The following is a 14,340-nucleotide window of genomic DNA, read 5'->3' as shown; positions in this document are numbered from 1 at the left end:
GGCAGCGTCTGCTGAATTCTTACGCACAAGCACGGGCGAATACCCCATGAGCAAGCAACTGGTCGTCGCCCTTTCCAAGGGGCGTATCCTCAAGGAAACCCTGCCGCTGCTGGCGGATGCCGGCATCGAACCGCTGGAAGATCTGGACAAGAGCCGCAAGCTGCTCTTCGATACCAATCTGCCTGACGTCAAGCTGGTCATCATTCGCGCCACCGATGTGCCGACCTATGTGCAGCTGGGAGCGGCTGATCTGGGCATCGCCGGCAAGGACGTGCTGCTCGAGCATGGCGCCGAAGGTCTCTATGAGCCTCTGGATCTGGAGATCGCGGCCTGCCGTCTGATGACGGCCGGGGTCGTCGGTCAGCAGCAGCAGGGCGCGCGACGTCGCGTCGCCACCAAGTTCGTCGATGTCGCGCGTCGCTACTACGCGGAACAGGGCATCCAGGCCGAAGTCATCAAGCTGTATGGCGCGATGGAGCTGGCCCCGTTGATGAATCTGGCCGATGAGATCGTCGATATCGTCGATACCGGCAATACCCTGCGTGCCAATGGCATGGAGCCGCGTGAGCTGATCACCGACATCAGCACGCGTCTGGTGGTCAACAAGGCCGCCATGACCATGAAGCATGATCGCCTCAAGCCGTTGATCGACCGCCTGCGTCAGGCGGGACAAGAGGTTCGCATGGATACCCTGATCAACCGGCTCGATAGCCGCGATACCGATTTCACTGCCCGCCTGGATGCATTGCTGGCCTGGGAGGGGGTGTCCGATGCCGAGGTACAGCATCGTGTCACCGACATCCTTTCGCGCGTCAAGCAGGAAGGCGATGCCGCGCTGGTGGAGTTTTCCAATCGCTTCGACCGTCTGAGTGTCTCCAGCATGTCGGAGCTGGTGATCGACGCCGAACGTCTGGCAAAGGCCTACGCCGATCTGCCGGCGGATCAGCGCGAGGCACTGGCGGTCGCGGCGGAGCGTGTGCGCGTTTATCACGAGCATCAGAAGCCGGAAAGCTGGTCCTTCAAGGATGAGCATGGCAGCTTGCTGGGGCAGAAGGTCACGCCGCTGGATCGCGCTGGCATCTATGTCCCGGGAGGCAAGGCCGCCTATCCCTCTTCCGTGCTGATGAATGCGATCCCCGCGCATGTCGCCGGTGTACGCGAGATCATCATGGTCGTGCCGACCCCCGATGGCGTGGTCAATGAACTGGTGCTGGCCGCGGCTCACCTGGCGGGTATCGATCGGGTCTTCACCATCGGCGGCGCCCAGGCCGTCGCGGCACTGGCCTATGGCACCGAGACGGTGCCGCGCGTCGACAAGATCGTCGGTCCCGGCAACATCTATGTGGCCACTGCCAAGCGGGCGGTATTCGGTCAGGTCGGCATCGACATGATCGCCGGACCGTCCGAGATTCTGGTGGTCAGCGATGGCGTGACCGATCCGGACTGGCTGGCGATGGACCTGTTCTCGCAGGCCGAGCATGACGAGGATGCCCAGGCGATCCTGATCAGCTGGGATGATGAGCACCTCGCTGCGGTCGAGGCGTCAATCGAACGTCTCGCGCCGACCATGGAGCGTGCCGAGATCATCAAGACCTCGCTGCGCGAGCGTGGCGCCCTGATTCGCGTCAGCGGGCCGGAGCAGGCGCTGGAACTGACCAACCGTATCGCGCCGGAGCACCTGGAGCTGTCGGTGGCGGATCCGGAAGCGTGGGTCGAAGGTGTCCGCCATGCGGGCGCCATCTTCATGGGCTCCCACACCTCCGAGGCACTGGGCGATTACTGTGCCGGCCCGAATCACGTGCTGCCGACGTCCGGTACCGCGCGCTTCTCCTCGCCGCTGGGAGTCTATGACTTCCAGAAGCGCTCCTCGTTGATCCAGTGCTCGGCCGAAGGTGCCTCCATCCTCGGGCGTACCGCATCGGTGCTGGCGCGGGGTGAGTCGCTGACCGCTCACGCCCGTAGTGCCGAGAATCGCATCATCGAGTGAGCATGGGCGTGCTGTCGGGAATCGGCCGCTCACCGACCTTGACGCTGACCTCCATGGGCTTGCCATCCCGCAACAGATTGAGTTGCAGGGTGTCGCCCGGCTTGACCGCGGCGATGTCGGCCATGGCAAGGCGTGCATCGATCAGGCGCTTGCCGGCGACTGCCGTCAGGATGTCACCGGGACGCAGGCCGGCCTGCGCCGCGGGGCCATCCCGCAGCACGGCGGCGACCACCACGCCTTGCGGAGCGCTCAAGCCGAAGGAGTGCGCCAGCGACGGCGTCAGCTCCTGGACTTCCAGGCCCAGCCAGCCGCGAATCACCCGGCCGTGATCGACCAGTGATTCGAGGATGTCACGTGCCAGGTTGGCGGGGATGGCGAAACCGATGCCCTGCGAGCCACCGGAGCGGGAGTAGATGGCAGTATTGATGCCGACCAGTGAGCCATCGGTATTGATCAACGCTCCACCGGAGTTGCCGGGATTGATCGCGGCATCGGTCTGGATGAAGTCCTCGTAGGCATTCAGGCCAAGATGGTTGCGTCCGGTGGCCGAGATGATGCCCATGGTGACGGTCTGACCGACTCCGAAGGGGTTGCCGATGGCCAGCGAGACATCCCCGACGTGGACCTGGGTCGAGTCGGCGATCGCCACCGTCGGCAGATCTTCAAGATCGATCTTCAGCGCCGCGAGATCGGACTCGGGGTCGACCCCGACCACCTTGGCCAGTGTCTCGCGGCCATCACGCAGGGCGACCTGTATCTGATCCGCGCCCTGAATGACATGGTTGTTGGTCAGGATATAGCCGTCGCTCGAGAGAATGACGCCGGAGCCCAGGCTCGACAGCATGCGCTGGCTGCGCAAGGCATTTTCCCCGTAGAACTGGTTGAAGAAGGGGTCGGACATCAGCGGGTGCTTGCTGTCGTCCTCGATCTTGCGCGAGGAGTAGATGTTGACGACGGCGGGGGCGGCGGCGTCCACGGCGGTCTGGTAGCTGGCCGGCCCGCTGTTGCGCTGCAGTGGCGGCGCTTCGCGCAGTACCGGATTGGCGGATTCCTCGCGCTGCTCGGCGGAGAGGGTCAAGGCGGGAGATGGCAGCACCTGCTGATCCCGGCGAAGCTGCCATGCGCTTACATGGTGAGGCTGCGCCGTTACAATGGCAGCCAGTGTAACACTCGATGAATCTGACTGCTGGAGGCTCAATGGCTGATCGTGACGTGCTGGTCGAGGCGCTGGATGGCTGTCTGGAGGCGCAGGCCTTCAAGGATTACACCGTCAATGGACTTCAGGTCGAGGGGCGGCGCGAGGTCCGCAGAGTGCTGACGGGCGTTACCGCCAATCAGGCGCTGCTGGATGAAGCCGTGGCATGGCAGGCGGATATGGTGCTGGTGCATCACGGCTATTTCTGGAAGAACGAACCCGCTCGGATCACGGGCATGAAGCGCCGTCGCCTCAAGACACTGCTGGCGAACGACATCAATCTGGCGGCGTATCACCTGCCGCTGGATGCCCATCCGACGCTGGGCAACAATGTCCAGCTGGCCGAGCGCCTGGGGTTGGTCAGTGAAGGATGCCTGGATGGCGTCCCCGGGCGTGGACTGGTGCATGTCGGGCGTCTCGCAGATGAGCTTGCGGCAGGCGGTGAGCTGGACAGTGCCGCGTTGGGGGCCGAGTTCAGTCGTCGTCTGGGGCGAGAGGTGCTCGTGATCGCCGGGCATGATCGGCCGATCAAGCGCATTGCCTGGTGCACGGGAGGGGCGCAGGACTATATCGGTCTGGCCATCGAGGCGGGAGTCGATGCCTTCCTGTCCGGTGAGATCTCGGAGCGGACCACGCACAGTGCGCGCGAAGAGGGGGTGACCTACCTGGCGGCAGGGCATCATGCGACCGAGCGCGATGGGGTTCGGGCGCTGGGCGAGTGGCTGGCGGCCGAGCATGGCGTCGAGCATCGCTTCGTGGATATCGACAACCCTGCTTGAAGGTTGCTCAGATGCGCGGCGGGTTGGCGCTCTGCGCTTCGCCTTCCGCGGGTTGTGGCTTGAGACCGAAATCCTCTGACAGCGTGCCGCGATTGTCGGCATAGTCACGTGGCAGGTCGACCTTCTCGCCCATGTCTTCTTCAAGCGTGGTGTCAGTATCCAGCAGGCGGCGCTTGAGCTGGCTGTCATCGCACAGTGAAGAGGCACCGCTGGCCAGGTGCTGGCGCAGCTCGTTGCCGGCACGTTGGATCTGATCCGTCAGATCACTGGCCTTGGAGAAATGATCATTCAGGGCGTCACGGAACTGGGTCAGTTCCAGCTCACGCTCCGCCAGCTTCTGGCGGGTCTTCTGATTGCGGGCCACGTTGGCATTCAGGAGGTGGTAGCACAAGGCGCCGATACCGATGCCAGCCAGAAAACAGGCGATGGCCAGGATCCAGTCAATATTGCTCTCGTTCACGTCGCTCTCCTTGTGTCACGACTGCGGTGATCTTCACCGCCGGGGCAGGCCATCACGATGATGTGCTGCCAATGTCCACTGGCCTGCACCGGGTTTCTCCATGCCAGCACCTACGCCCCTCGAGAAGTACCAGGCAGACCTCAAGCGTGATGACTTTGCCTACGATGCCGCCCAGGAAGATGCCGTTCGTCACCTGCAGCGCCTTTATGACGATCTGGTGCGTACTCCGCGCCAGACGCCTGACAAGGTCGAAGATGTCACGGGCAATGGCGGGCTTGGCTCCAAGGTGCGTCGATTGTTCGGCAAGCCGTCGCGGCCGGCCGCCGTCGACAGGACCCCGGACATCATGGGGCTGTATTTCTGGGGTGGCGTGGGGCGCGGCAAGACCTATCTCGTCGATACCTTCTACGAGAGCCTGCCCTTCGCGGACAAGATGCGGACGCACTTCCACCGCTTCATGCAGCGCGTCCACAACGAGCTTGGCCATTACAAGGGCGAGAAGAACCCGCTGACGCTGGTGGCGGCCAAGTTTGCCGTGGAAGCGCGCGTGATCTGCTTTGACGAATTCTTCGTCAAGGACATCACCGATGCCATGATTCTCGCCACCCTGTTCGAGGAGTTGTTCAAGCAGGGCGTGGTACTGGTCGCGACCTCCAACATCGTGCCGGATGATCTCTACAAGGATGGCCTGCAGCGTGCGCGCTTCCTGCCGGCTATCGACCTGGTCAAGCGCCATTGCACCGTGGTCAATGTGGATTCGGGTATCGATTATCGCCTGCGCGCTCTGGAGCATGCCGAGCTGTTCCACAGTCCGCTGGGTGACGAGAGCGGTGCCAGACTGGCGCGTGAGTTCCGCTCCATTGCCGGAGCCGAAGGTCATGCCGATGAAGGCTTGAGCATCAATCACCGCGTGCTGCATGCCTTGCGTCGCCACGAGGATGTGGTGTGGTTCCATTTCGATGAGCTGTGCGATGGCCCGCGCAGCCAGAATGACTACATCGAGCTTGCGCGCGAGTTCCACACCGTGCTGGTGTCGGAGGTGCCGCAGATGGGGCGTGACAGCGATGATCAGGTGCGCCGCTTCATCAATATGGTCGATGAGTTCTATGACCGTGGCGTCAAGCTGCTGATGAGTGCCGAGACACCGGTCGAGAAGCTCTACACCGGCGGCAACCTCGACTTCGAATTCGAGCGCACCCTGTCACGCCTGCAGGAAATGCAGTCGCGTGAATACCTGGCGCTGCCTCACAAGCCATGAGGCGATGTCGGAAGACGAAATAGCCTTTGTGGTGCGGGCGTCTGGCATGTACAATACGCGCTCGCTCGAATTGTTGTCCGGTCCACGAGTCGTCCTGGGTCAATCACCCTTGATGGGCGTGGGCAGTCTGGAGTCGAGTCGGCGGTGACCGCGCAAGCGGCCTGCCACTGACTGCCAGGCGTCGGACAACCAAGAAAAATAGGGATTGGTCGCGCACTCAAGTGCAAGACCCGACTATAGGTGATTCATCCATGAAGACGTTTACTGCCAAGCCGCAGTCCGTCCAGCGTGACTGGTTCGTCGTCGACGCAGCCGGCAAGACGCTGGGCCGTATGGCTACCGAAATTGCTCGTCGCCTGCGCGGCAAGCATAAAGCCGAGTACACTCCGCACGTTGACACTGGCGACTACATCGTCGTCATCAACGCCGAGAAAGTCGCTGTGACTGGTCGCAAGGCAGAAGCCAAGACCTACTACCGTCACACCGGTTACCCGGGCGGCCTGCGCTCCATGAACTTCAACCAGATGATCGAGCACAAGCCTGAGCGCGTGATCGAGCTGGCGGTGAAGGGCATGCTGCCGAAGGGCCCGCTGGGTCGTGCCATGCAGTCCAAGCTGAAAGTCTATGCTGGCGCCGAGCATCCGCACGCTGCGCAGCAGCCGCAAGAACTGAACATCTGAGGGAAGCATCGCCATGACACAGCAGCACTACGGTACCGGGCGCCGCAAGACTTCTACCGCGCGCGTCTTCCTGAAGCCGGGCACCGGCAAAATCACCGTCAACCAGCGTGACCTGAACGACTACTTCGGTCGTGTGACAGGTCGCATGGTTGTTCGCCAGCCGCTCGAGCTGACCGAAACTACCGAACAGTTCGACGTCTACGTCACTGTCGCCGGTGGTGGTGGTTCCGCTCAAGCTGGCGCCATCCGTCACGGCATCACTCGTGCCCTGATGGCTTACAACGAGGACTTCCGTCCGGCACTGCGTGCCGCCGGCTACGTCACTCGTGATGCTCGTGAAGTCGAGCGTAAGAAAGTCGGCCTGCGCAAGGCCCGTCGTCGTCCGCAGTTCTCCAAGCGTTAAGAGAACAGGCGTCGACCACAAGAACGTCCAGTACCCGAAAGGGTGCTGGGCGTTTTTTTTGCGATCTTGATAGGGGCGTCAAGCGCATGGTGCGAGCGCAATTGAAGAAAGCCGCTTCTGGTAAAGTGATTTTCTTGAGTTGTGAGCGGTGGGTTCTTGCCCTTTAATACAGTCAAGCGTCAAGTGCCCGGCAAGGGAATGGTCTGGCAGCATGCGGTGGTGTTCGGGAGACAATAACAATATGGCTAATCGAGGTGTGAATCGAGGGCGGCGCCGCTTCCTCGTCAGTGCGACCAGTGTCGTGGGGGCGATAGGCGCCGTTGGCATCGCGACGCCCTTTCTGGCTTCCTGGCAGCCGAGCGCACGGGCAAGAGCGGCAGGTGCACCTGTCACGGCGGATATCTCGCGCCTGGCACCGGGTCAGCAGATGACCATCGAGTGGCGCGGCAAGCCGGTATGGGTGGTGCGTCGCACCCCCGAGATGATTGATGACATCCGGGCCATCCCGCACGCCGAGTTGCAGGACCCCGAATCACGCCGTCCCCAGCAGCCAGCCTATGTGGATGCTGTCCTGCGCTCCATCAAGCCCGAGTACGTGGTACTGGTGGGAATCTGCACCCATCTGGGCTGCTCGCCGGGTTATCGACCCGAGATGGGTGCCGCGGATCTTGGCGCTGACTGGCCGGGTGGCTATCTGTGTGCCTGTCATGGCTCGAAATTCGATCTCGCGGGTCGCGTGTTCACCGGAGTGCCGGCGCCCTCGAATCTCGAGGTGCCGCCGCATCATTATGAAAGCGAGCAGGTGCTGGTGATCGGCGTCGATGAGGAGGCTGTGTGATGGGGAATCCAGAACGTGCCAAGGCGTCGCGAGGCATCATGCGCTGGATCGATGATCGCTTTCCGGCCACCCAGATGCTGCAGGACCATCTGACAGGCTACTACGCGCCCAGAAACTTCAATTTCTTCTATTTCTTCGGCTCGCTGGCGCTGCTGGTGCTGGTCAATCAGATCATTACCGGTATCTGGTTGACCATGAGCTATACCCCGACCGCCGAAGGGGCCTTTGCCTCGATCGAATACATCATGCGCGATGTGGAATATGGCTGGCTGATCCGTTACATGCATTCCACGGGGGCGTCCGCATTCTTCGTCGTCATCTATCTGCACATGTTCCGGGGGCTTATCTACGGCTCATACCGAGCGCCGCGTGAGCTGGTGTGGATCTTCGGCATGTGCATCTATCTGGCGTTGATGGCCGAGGCCTTCATGGGGTATCTGCTGCCCTGGGGGCAGATGTCCTACTGGGGGGCGCAGGTGATCATCTCGCTGTTCACGGCGATCCCGGTCATCGGAGCGGATCTGGCGCAGATGATCCGTGGCGACTACCTGGTGTCCGGCATTACCTTGAATCGCTTCTTTGCCCTGCATGTCATCGCCTTGCCACTGGTCATCGTCGGGCTGGTGGTGCTGCATCTGGTGGCGCTGCATGAGGTGGGGTCGAACAATCCGGATGGCATCGAGATCAAGGACAGGAAGGATGAGGCGGGCCAGCCGTTGGATGGCATTCCGTTCCATCCCTACTACACGGTGAAGGACCTGGTGGGTGTCGGTGTGTTCCTGTTCGTGTTCTGTGCCGTGATCTTCTACTTCCCGGAAGGGGGCGGCTACTTCCTCGAGACGCCCAATTTCGAACCGGCCAACTCGTTGAAGACACCTGAGCATATTGCCCCTGTCTGGTATTTCACGCCGTTCTACGCGATGTTGCGGGCCGTGAACTATCCCTTGTTCGGGGTCGATGCCAAGTTCTGGGGCGTGGTGGTGATGGGGTTGGCGATCGCCATCCTGTTCGTGTTGCCATGGCTTGATCGTTCTCCTGTGCGCTCCATCCGTTACAAGGGCTGGCTATCGCGTATCGCGATACTCGTGTTCGTGGTCAGCTTCGTGACCTTGGGGGTGCTTGGCGTGATGCCGCCGACGTTCGAGCGCACGATCATCGCGCAGATCGCGACGGTGGCGTACTTCGCCTTCTTCATACTGATGCCGCTGTATACGCGATTCGAGAAGACGCGAGCGGTGCCGGACAGGGTGATAGGCCGATGAGCGGGCAAAAGGGTGGGTCAAGGGACTGGCTGAAGCATGTACTGGCTGCAGGCGTGGTGGTGGTGGCCGGCCTGCTGGGGGCGGGAGCTGTCAGCGCGGCAGGGGGCGAGGCAGTGCGTGAGTCGATGCAGCCGGATCTGCATGACAAGCCCTCGTTGCAGCGCGGCATGCAGCTCTACACCAATTATTGCCTCGGCTGTCACAGCCTGCAGTATCAGCGCTATTCGCGTGCCGCAGAGGACCTGGAGATGCCCGAGGATCTGGTCGAGCGATATCTGATTTTCTCGCCAGAACTCAAGATCAATGACACCATGCGCATCGGGATGAAGACTGAGGACGCCGCGAGCTGGTTCGGTACGCCGCCACCGGATCTGTCTCTCGAGGCGCGTCTGCGCGGGACGGACTGGATCTACTCCTACCTGAAGAGCTTCTATCGCGATCCCGAGCGCCCCTGGGGTGTCAACAATGCTGTCTATCCGCTGGTGGCGATGCCCAATGTGCTGGAGACATTGCAGGGCGTTCAGGAAAAGGTCTGCGCCCAGAGCGACCTGGTGCCTCCGGGAGCGGAGCTGAACCCGGCAACGGGGCACTATGACTCCTGCGACGTGCTGGAGATCACCTCGCCGGGCAGCATGACAGCAGAGGAATTCGACCAGGCCGTGTGGGATCTGACCAACTTTCTGGCCTATGTGGGCGAACCATCGCGACTCAAGGCTGAGAGCATGGCCCCCAAGGTGTTAATATTCATCCTGATCTTTACTCTGCTGGCATATCTTCTCAAGAAGGAATACTGGCGCGACATTCATTGATGGCTCCCGGAGTGGCCAGAGGAAACTTATTCCCGTTCGTCAGGCCAAAAGCTGACGCGGGCATGGCTCGAACAGATGCGAGGACAGTTTCATGGGTGTTGTGGCCAAGCGTTCATCGATGACCTTCTACTCCGGTGGTGACGACCACTTCAGCCACCGTGTACGGATCGTGCTGGCCGAGAAGGGTGTAGCAGTCGATGTCATTGATGTAGATGATGACAACCGTCCGGCCGAGCTGGCTGATCTGAACCCGTACAACAGTGTGCCGACGTTGCTGGACCGTGACCTGGTCCTCTACGAGTCCAAGGTGATGATGGAGTACCTGGACGAGCGCTTCCCGCATCCGCCGCTGTTGCCGGTGTATCCGGTGGCGCGCGCCCAGAGCCGTCTGTGGATGCACCGCATCGAGCGCGAGTGGGTGCCGATGATGGAAACCATCCAGAACGGCACCAAGAAGGAAGCCGACAAGGCACGCAAGGAATTGCGCGAGAGCCTGATCGGAATCGCGCCGATCTTCGATGACATGCCGTTCTTCATGAGCGACGAGTTCTCTCTGGTCGACACGTGCATCGCCCCGATTCTGTGGCGTCTGCCGACATTGAACATCGAGCTGCCGGAGAAGCAGGTCAAGCCGCTGCTGAACTACATGGAGCGTCTGTTCGATCGTGATGCCTTCAAGGCGTCTCTCTCCGAGGCAGAGCGCGAGATGCGTATCTGATTCGTGACATCCATTGCAGTTCAAGAGGTTCTCTCATGCTTTCCAGTCGCCCTTATCTGGCACGTGCGCTCTACGAGTGGCTGCTGGATAACGACAATACGCCGTACATCGTGGTGGATGCCGAGCAGGATGGCGTTCAGGTGCCGCGTCAACACGTGCAGAATGGCCAGATCGTTCTGAACATCGCGCCGGGTGCCGTGCGTGATCTGCTCATCGCCAATGAGGGTGTCAGCTTCAATGCCCGTTTCGGTGGTCAGCCGATGCACGTCAGCGTGCCGACACCGGCGCTGGTGGCGCTGTACTCTCGCGAGAATGGCGTTGGCATGGTGTTCGGGCATGAGCCTGTCATGCCGGGTGCGGATGACCTGGCCTTCGGTGAGGCAGCCTCGGATGGTGCGGTCTACGTCAATCAAGATACTCGAAGACCTTGGCGATACGCTGGATGCCACCGACTTCCGAGACCTTGCTGACGATCTGGTCGGCCTCCGAGCGGGTCACGATGCCCATCAGGTAGACGCTGGCATTCTCGGTCAGCACCATGATGCGCCCGGAATCGATGTTGGCATCGGCCGCGAGAGTCGCCTTGACGCGGGTGGTCAGCCAGGTGTCCTGGACGCGCTGGCTGGTAGGCGCATTGGCGCTGACTTCCAGGGCGTTGTGTACCTGGCGTACGCGACGGACATCCTTGGCGACTTCCGCGGCGCGTTGCTTGAGCTCGTCGCTGGGCACTTGCCCGGTCAGCAGGACCATGCCGTTGTAGGCATTCACGTTGACATGGGCGTCATTGAAGCGCGCATCGATCTTGCCGAGATTGACTTCGATCTTGGTCTCGATGCTCTCGTCTTCCACTTGAGCGCCCAGAGTGCGATCACCGTAGTCCTCGTCAATGGGACCACTGTGAGTCAGGTCGGCCACGGTGGTACAGCCCGCAAGGGATAGAAAGCCGGCGGTGGCCATGAGGGAAAGCAGGTACTTTGGCGTCATGCCGTAATCTCCTGGTGAGCGCCGTGTGTCGCAAGGCGTTATTCGTTGCTGCCGAACAGCTGGTGATCGATCAGATCACACAGGCAATGAATGGCCAGCAGATGGACTTCTTGAATGCGCGCGGTGGAGGTCGCCGGTACGCGGATCTCGCAATCTTCGCTGCCCAGCAGGGAAGCCATGTCGCCACCGTCACGACCGGTCAGTGCCACCACGCGCATGTCGCGGTCATGGGCCGCCTGGATGGCCTGTACCACGTTGGCGGAGTTGCCGCTGGTGGAAATGGCCAGCAGGATGTCGCCGGGCTGGCCCAGGGCGCGAATCTGCTTGGAGAACACCTCGTTGTAGCTGTAATCGTTGGCAATGGACGTCAACGTCGAGGTGTCGGTGGTCAGGGCGATGGCCGGCAGGCTCGGGCGTTCACGCTCGAAGCGATTGAGCAGCTCTGACGAGAAGTGCTGGCTGTCACCGGCGCTGCCGCCGTTGCCGCAGGCCAGAATCTTGCCGTCATTGACCAGGCTCTGGACCATCATCTGACTCGCCGCTTCGATGAAGGGCGGCAGCACTTCACTGGCGTATGTCTTGGTGTCGATGCTGGCGTTGAAGTGGCCGAGAATACGAGATTGGAAATCCATGATGGCTCTTGGTCGTTGGCTTCAGAACGCTTCGAATGCGTGGCGTATCCAGTGAATGGCGAGAGGGGGAGGGCCCTCCACGCCGACCACGTCGAAGCGGCAGGAACATGATAGCCCGTGATGGGCCAGATAAAAACGCGCGGCCTTGATCAGCCGGCGTTGCTTGGTGGCGGTCACGCTTTCCAGTGCGCTGCCGAACCGGGAGCTGGCGCGGTAACGCACTTCGATGAACACCAGGGTGTCACCATCACGCATGATCAAGTCGATCTCGCCGCCCTTGGCATGCGAATTGCGCGTGACAGGCACGAGACCTCTGGCTGACAGCCATTTCTCGACCTCGGCTTCGATCACGGCGCCGCGCGCTCTCGCGCGACGCTGTGGTGGCTCCTGCCCGGTCGTTCCAGGGCGCGCCATGTCAGGGCGTGTAGGCTTCGACGGTGCGGCTGCTGGCGCCTTTCAGCGGCGGGCGTGGTACGCCGCCTCTGAACTCCGCCCACGGCAGCGTGCGTTCGATGCGTCCATCATGACGCGGGAATAGACTGCCGGTCGCTCCGAAGAGTTCCCCGCCGGCACCGGCCAGCATCAGCGGAACGCGCTGTGCCAGGCGATAGGCATCGACGCCCATGGCATTGAGCTTGAGCATGCGCGGAGAGGCATCCGACAGGGCGCGATAGGTATCGGCTTCCGGCAGAGTGGCCTTGCCGCCGGAGGAGGCCTGCGGCACTTCCCAAGGGATGTCGACGAAATTGACGCCATTGAGGTCGCCATCCTGAGCGGGCTGGGGGGAGCCTTCATAAAGGTGTGAGGTGCCGTAGATCGGCAGGTTGCCCGCGTAGTAGAAGTCCAGCATCGGCGGCACCTGACGAGCGTAGCTTGGCAGCGCCAGCAGGAAGATCATGTCGATGTTGCCGGAGTGGGCGCGGCCATACTTGCTGCCGGATTTCTTGGCGGATTTCATGCGCGCCTGATCCTGGCTGGAGACGGAAAGCAGATCCTTGACCGCTTCACTGACCGGGCCCTTGGGGTTGTAGCGCTCGATGGAAACGATGTCGCCACCTTCCTGCTCGAAGCGATCACGGAAGGCGCTGTAGACGCGCTGACCCCAGGCATTGTCGGGAATCATGGCCGCGGCACCACGATGGCCGTCAAGTGAGGCGCGCAGTGCGACCTGGCGCGCTTCGTCTTCGGCGGACAGGCCGTACTGGAAGAGGTTGTCGGCCTGATTGCGCTCATGGGTGCCGTAATTGAGGGCCAGGGTCGGCAGCGGCAGGCTGTTCTGGGTCTCGAGCTGGCTGACCAGCTGCTTGTCCAGCGGGCCGAGCACGACCTGAGCTCCCTCCATGGTCGCGCGGGCATACAATGTCTTGAGATCGGCGCTTGAGGTATCGAAGAAGCTCAGCTGCGGCGTGGCTTCGGCATTGTCGATGGCGCTGCGATGGCGTGCCTCGATGCCCTCACGAATTGCCTGCGCGATACGCTTGAGTGGGCCGGACTGCGGAAGGAAGACCGCGATCTTGCGGACTTCCTGGCCGGAGAGCTCGCGCAGATCGAGGATGCCCTGCGGCATCTGGCGTGCGGCCGGATGCTGCGGATTGGCATCCGCCCAGTCGTTGATGGCGGAAAACATCTGGTCGATGTTGCCGCCGAAGCGCCGCTGCAGACGCAGCAGGTCCGTCCAGCCGCTGGCAATGGCGTTGGCGCTGGCCAGCTCGCCAAGCTGGCTGGGAGACAGGCGCGTGAGCTGTTCCCACAGGGTGTCATTGATGCTGAGGTCATCAGTGTCCGCCTGCAGGGCAATCAGCGTCTGGGCACTGGCCAGAGGTTCGCCGACCATGCCGAGCGCCAGGCCGCGACGCTTGCGCAGCGTGCGCTGATCGCCGCTGGACATCGTGATGTCGTCTTCCAGCACGGACGTGGCGAGTATCGTGTTCCAGCCATCCTGCTGCTCGAGGGCGATGCGCGACAGCAACAGGGCCCATTGCACGCGTTGCTGGGGTTCCAGACTCGCGGGGTCGATGTCCGAGGTGATGGTGATCGCCTGCGCGTTGTCGCCGCTGCGTGCTAGGATATCGGCGGCCTGCAGTCGGGTGCCGGCGGCCTGTTGGCCCTGTTGTTGCTCCGCTTGAGCCAGCAGCGCGTCCGCCCCCGGTCCGCTGGGACGGGAGGACTGCCCGGCACACCCGGCCAGCAGCAGTGCCGCGATGGCCATGCCGGCCAGTCCGCGCAGGCTGGTGCGCGGGAGGCGCAAGCTCTTGTGCCGAATGGTTGACGCAGTGCGCAGCACGTTGTCAGGCGCACGATTCCATGTCTGGCCCATGTACGACGGTCCCTTGGC

At 62.0% G+C, this 14,340-nt stretch carries 16 protein-coding genes and 1 pseudogene; 11 read left to right on the top strand and 6 right to left on the bottom strand.

Annotated elements, in window-relative coordinates; all coding sequences use genetic code 11:
- Window positions 1-46: 46 nt before the first annotated feature.
- Window positions 47-658 (top strand): annotated as a pseudogene (gene hisG / locus CU110_RS16290) (ATP phosphoribosyltransferase); the annotation flags it as partial.
- Between the two features lie 24 nt (window positions 659-682).
- Entirely contained in the window at window positions 683-1,987 is a 1,305-nt protein-coding gene (hisD, locus tag CU110_RS12195) for a histidinol dehydrogenase (protein ID WP_077371622.1), read from the top strand.
- On the opposite strand, the gene CU110_RS12190 is transcribed toward hisD, so the two are convergent.
- Entirely contained in the window at window positions 1,977-3,083 is a 1,107-nt protein-coding gene (locus CU110_RS12190; RefSeq protein ID WP_240665380.1) for a Do family serine endopeptidase, read from the bottom strand. The genes hisD and CU110_RS12190 overlap by 11 nt on opposite strands.
- A gap of 101 nt (window positions 3,084-3,184) precedes the next feature.
- Between CU110_RS12190 and CU110_RS12185 the strand changes: the two genes are divergently transcribed.
- Window positions 3,185-3,961, top strand: coding sequence for a Nif3-like dinuclear metal center hexameric protein (locus tag CU110_RS12185; protein ID WP_084209220.1), 777 nt, complete (start codon window positions 3,185-3,187; stop codon window positions 3,959-3,961).
- A gap of 7 nt (window positions 3,962-3,968) precedes the next feature.
- Here CU110_RS12185 and CU110_RS12180 read toward each other — a convergent pair whose 3' ends face one another.
- Window positions 3,969-4,421, bottom strand: a complete 453-nt coding sequence (locus CU110_RS12180) for a DUF1043 family protein (RefSeq protein WP_077371632.1) — start codon at window positions 4,419-4,421, stop codon at window positions 3,969-3,971.
- 100 nt (window positions 4,422-4,521) lie between these two features.
- Between CU110_RS12180 and zapE the strand changes: the two genes are divergently transcribed.
- From zapE to CU110_RS12140, 8 genes are all read left to right on the top strand, one after another.
- The gene (zapE, locus tag CU110_RS12175) at window positions 4,522-5,679 is read left to right on the top strand and encodes a cell division protein ZapE (protein ID WP_084209219.1); all 1,158 of its coding nucleotides are present in this window, start codon (window positions 4,522-4,524) and stop codon (window positions 5,677-5,679) included.
- Window positions 5,680-5,930: 251 nt separating this feature from the next.
- Window positions 5,931-6,359, top strand: coding sequence for a 50S ribosomal protein L13 (rplM, locus tag CU110_RS12170; protein ID WP_065392477.1), 429 nt, complete (start codon window positions 5,931-5,933; stop codon window positions 6,357-6,359).
- 13 nt (window positions 6,360-6,372) lie between these two features.
- A complete protein-coding gene (gene rpsI, locus CU110_RS12165; RefSeq protein ID WP_043332522.1) occupies window positions 6,373-6,762 on the top strand; it encodes a 30S ribosomal protein S9 in 390 nt (129 codons plus the stop codon).
- 241 nt (window positions 6,763-7,003) lie between these two features.
- Complete coding sequence (gene petA / locus CU110_RS12160) at window positions 7,004-7,600, top strand: ubiquinol-cytochrome c reductase iron-sulfur subunit (protein ID WP_077371638.1); 597 nt, start codon at window positions 7,004-7,006, stop codon at window positions 7,598-7,600.
- The gene (locus tag CU110_RS12155; RefSeq protein WP_084209218.1) at window positions 7,600-8,862 is read left to right on the top strand and encodes a cytochrome bc complex cytochrome b subunit; all 1,263 of its coding nucleotides are present in this window, start codon (window positions 7,600-7,602) and stop codon (window positions 8,860-8,862) included. Before petA ends, CU110_RS12155 begins: the two co-directional genes overlap by 1 nt.
- Window positions 8,859-9,671: a cytochrome c1 gene (locus tag CU110_RS12150; RefSeq protein ID WP_127736155.1), complete on the top strand. Its 813-nt coding sequence runs from the start codon at window positions 8,859-8,861 to the stop codon at window positions 9,669-9,671. Before CU110_RS12155 ends, CU110_RS12150 begins: the two co-directional genes overlap by 4 nt.
- A gap of 91 nt (window positions 9,672-9,762) precedes the next feature.
- Window positions 9,763-10,389: a stringent starvation protein SspA gene (gene sspA / locus CU110_RS12145; protein WP_077371647.1), complete on the top strand. Its 627-nt coding sequence runs from the start codon at window positions 9,763-9,765 to the stop codon at window positions 10,387-10,389.
- Window positions 10,390-10,424: 35 nt separating this feature from the next.
- Window positions 10,425-10,859: a ClpXP protease specificity-enhancing factor gene (locus CU110_RS12140; RefSeq protein WP_127736152.1), complete on the top strand. Its 435-nt coding sequence runs from the start codon at window positions 10,425-10,427 to the stop codon at window positions 10,857-10,859.
- On the opposite strand, the gene CU110_RS12135 is transcribed toward CU110_RS12140, so the two are convergent.
- From CU110_RS12135 to CU110_RS12120, 4 genes are read right to left on the bottom strand one after another with little or no spacing between them, the layout of a single operon-like run.
- On the bottom strand, window positions 10,795-11,373 hold the full coding sequence (locus tag CU110_RS12135) for a BON domain-containing protein (RefSeq protein ID WP_077371653.1): 579 nt from the start codon (window positions 11,371-11,373) through the stop codon (window positions 10,795-10,797). The two genes, CU110_RS12140 and CU110_RS12135, sit on opposite strands and share 65 nt — an antisense overlap.
- Window positions 11,374-11,411: 38 nt before the next feature.
- Window positions 11,412-12,005: a phosphoheptose isomerase gene (locus tag CU110_RS12130; protein ID WP_043332512.1), complete on the bottom strand. Its 594-nt coding sequence runs from the start codon at window positions 12,003-12,005 to the stop codon at window positions 11,412-11,414.
- Between the two features lie 21 nt (window positions 12,006-12,026).
- Window positions 12,027-12,419, bottom strand: a complete 393-nt coding sequence (locus tag CU110_RS12125) for a YraN family protein (protein WP_077371656.1) — start codon at window positions 12,417-12,419, stop codon at window positions 12,027-12,029.
- Between the two features lies 1 nt (window position 12,420).
- On the bottom strand, window positions 12,421-14,322 hold the full coding sequence (locus tag CU110_RS12120; RefSeq protein ID WP_084209215.1) for a penicillin-binding protein activator: 1,902 nt from the start codon (window positions 14,320-14,322) through the stop codon (window positions 12,421-12,423).
- Between the last annotated feature and the right edge of the window lie 18 nt (window positions 14,323-14,340).

It is taken from the genome of Cobetia sp. ICG0124, from assembly GCF_004006355.1.
GTDB classification, from domain to species: Bacteria; Pseudomonadota; Gammaproteobacteria; order Pseudomonadales; family Halomonadaceae; genus Cobetia; species Cobetia marina.
Note: the sequence above shows the minus strand (reverse complement) of the source record. Positions and strands in the feature narration are given on the sequence as shown.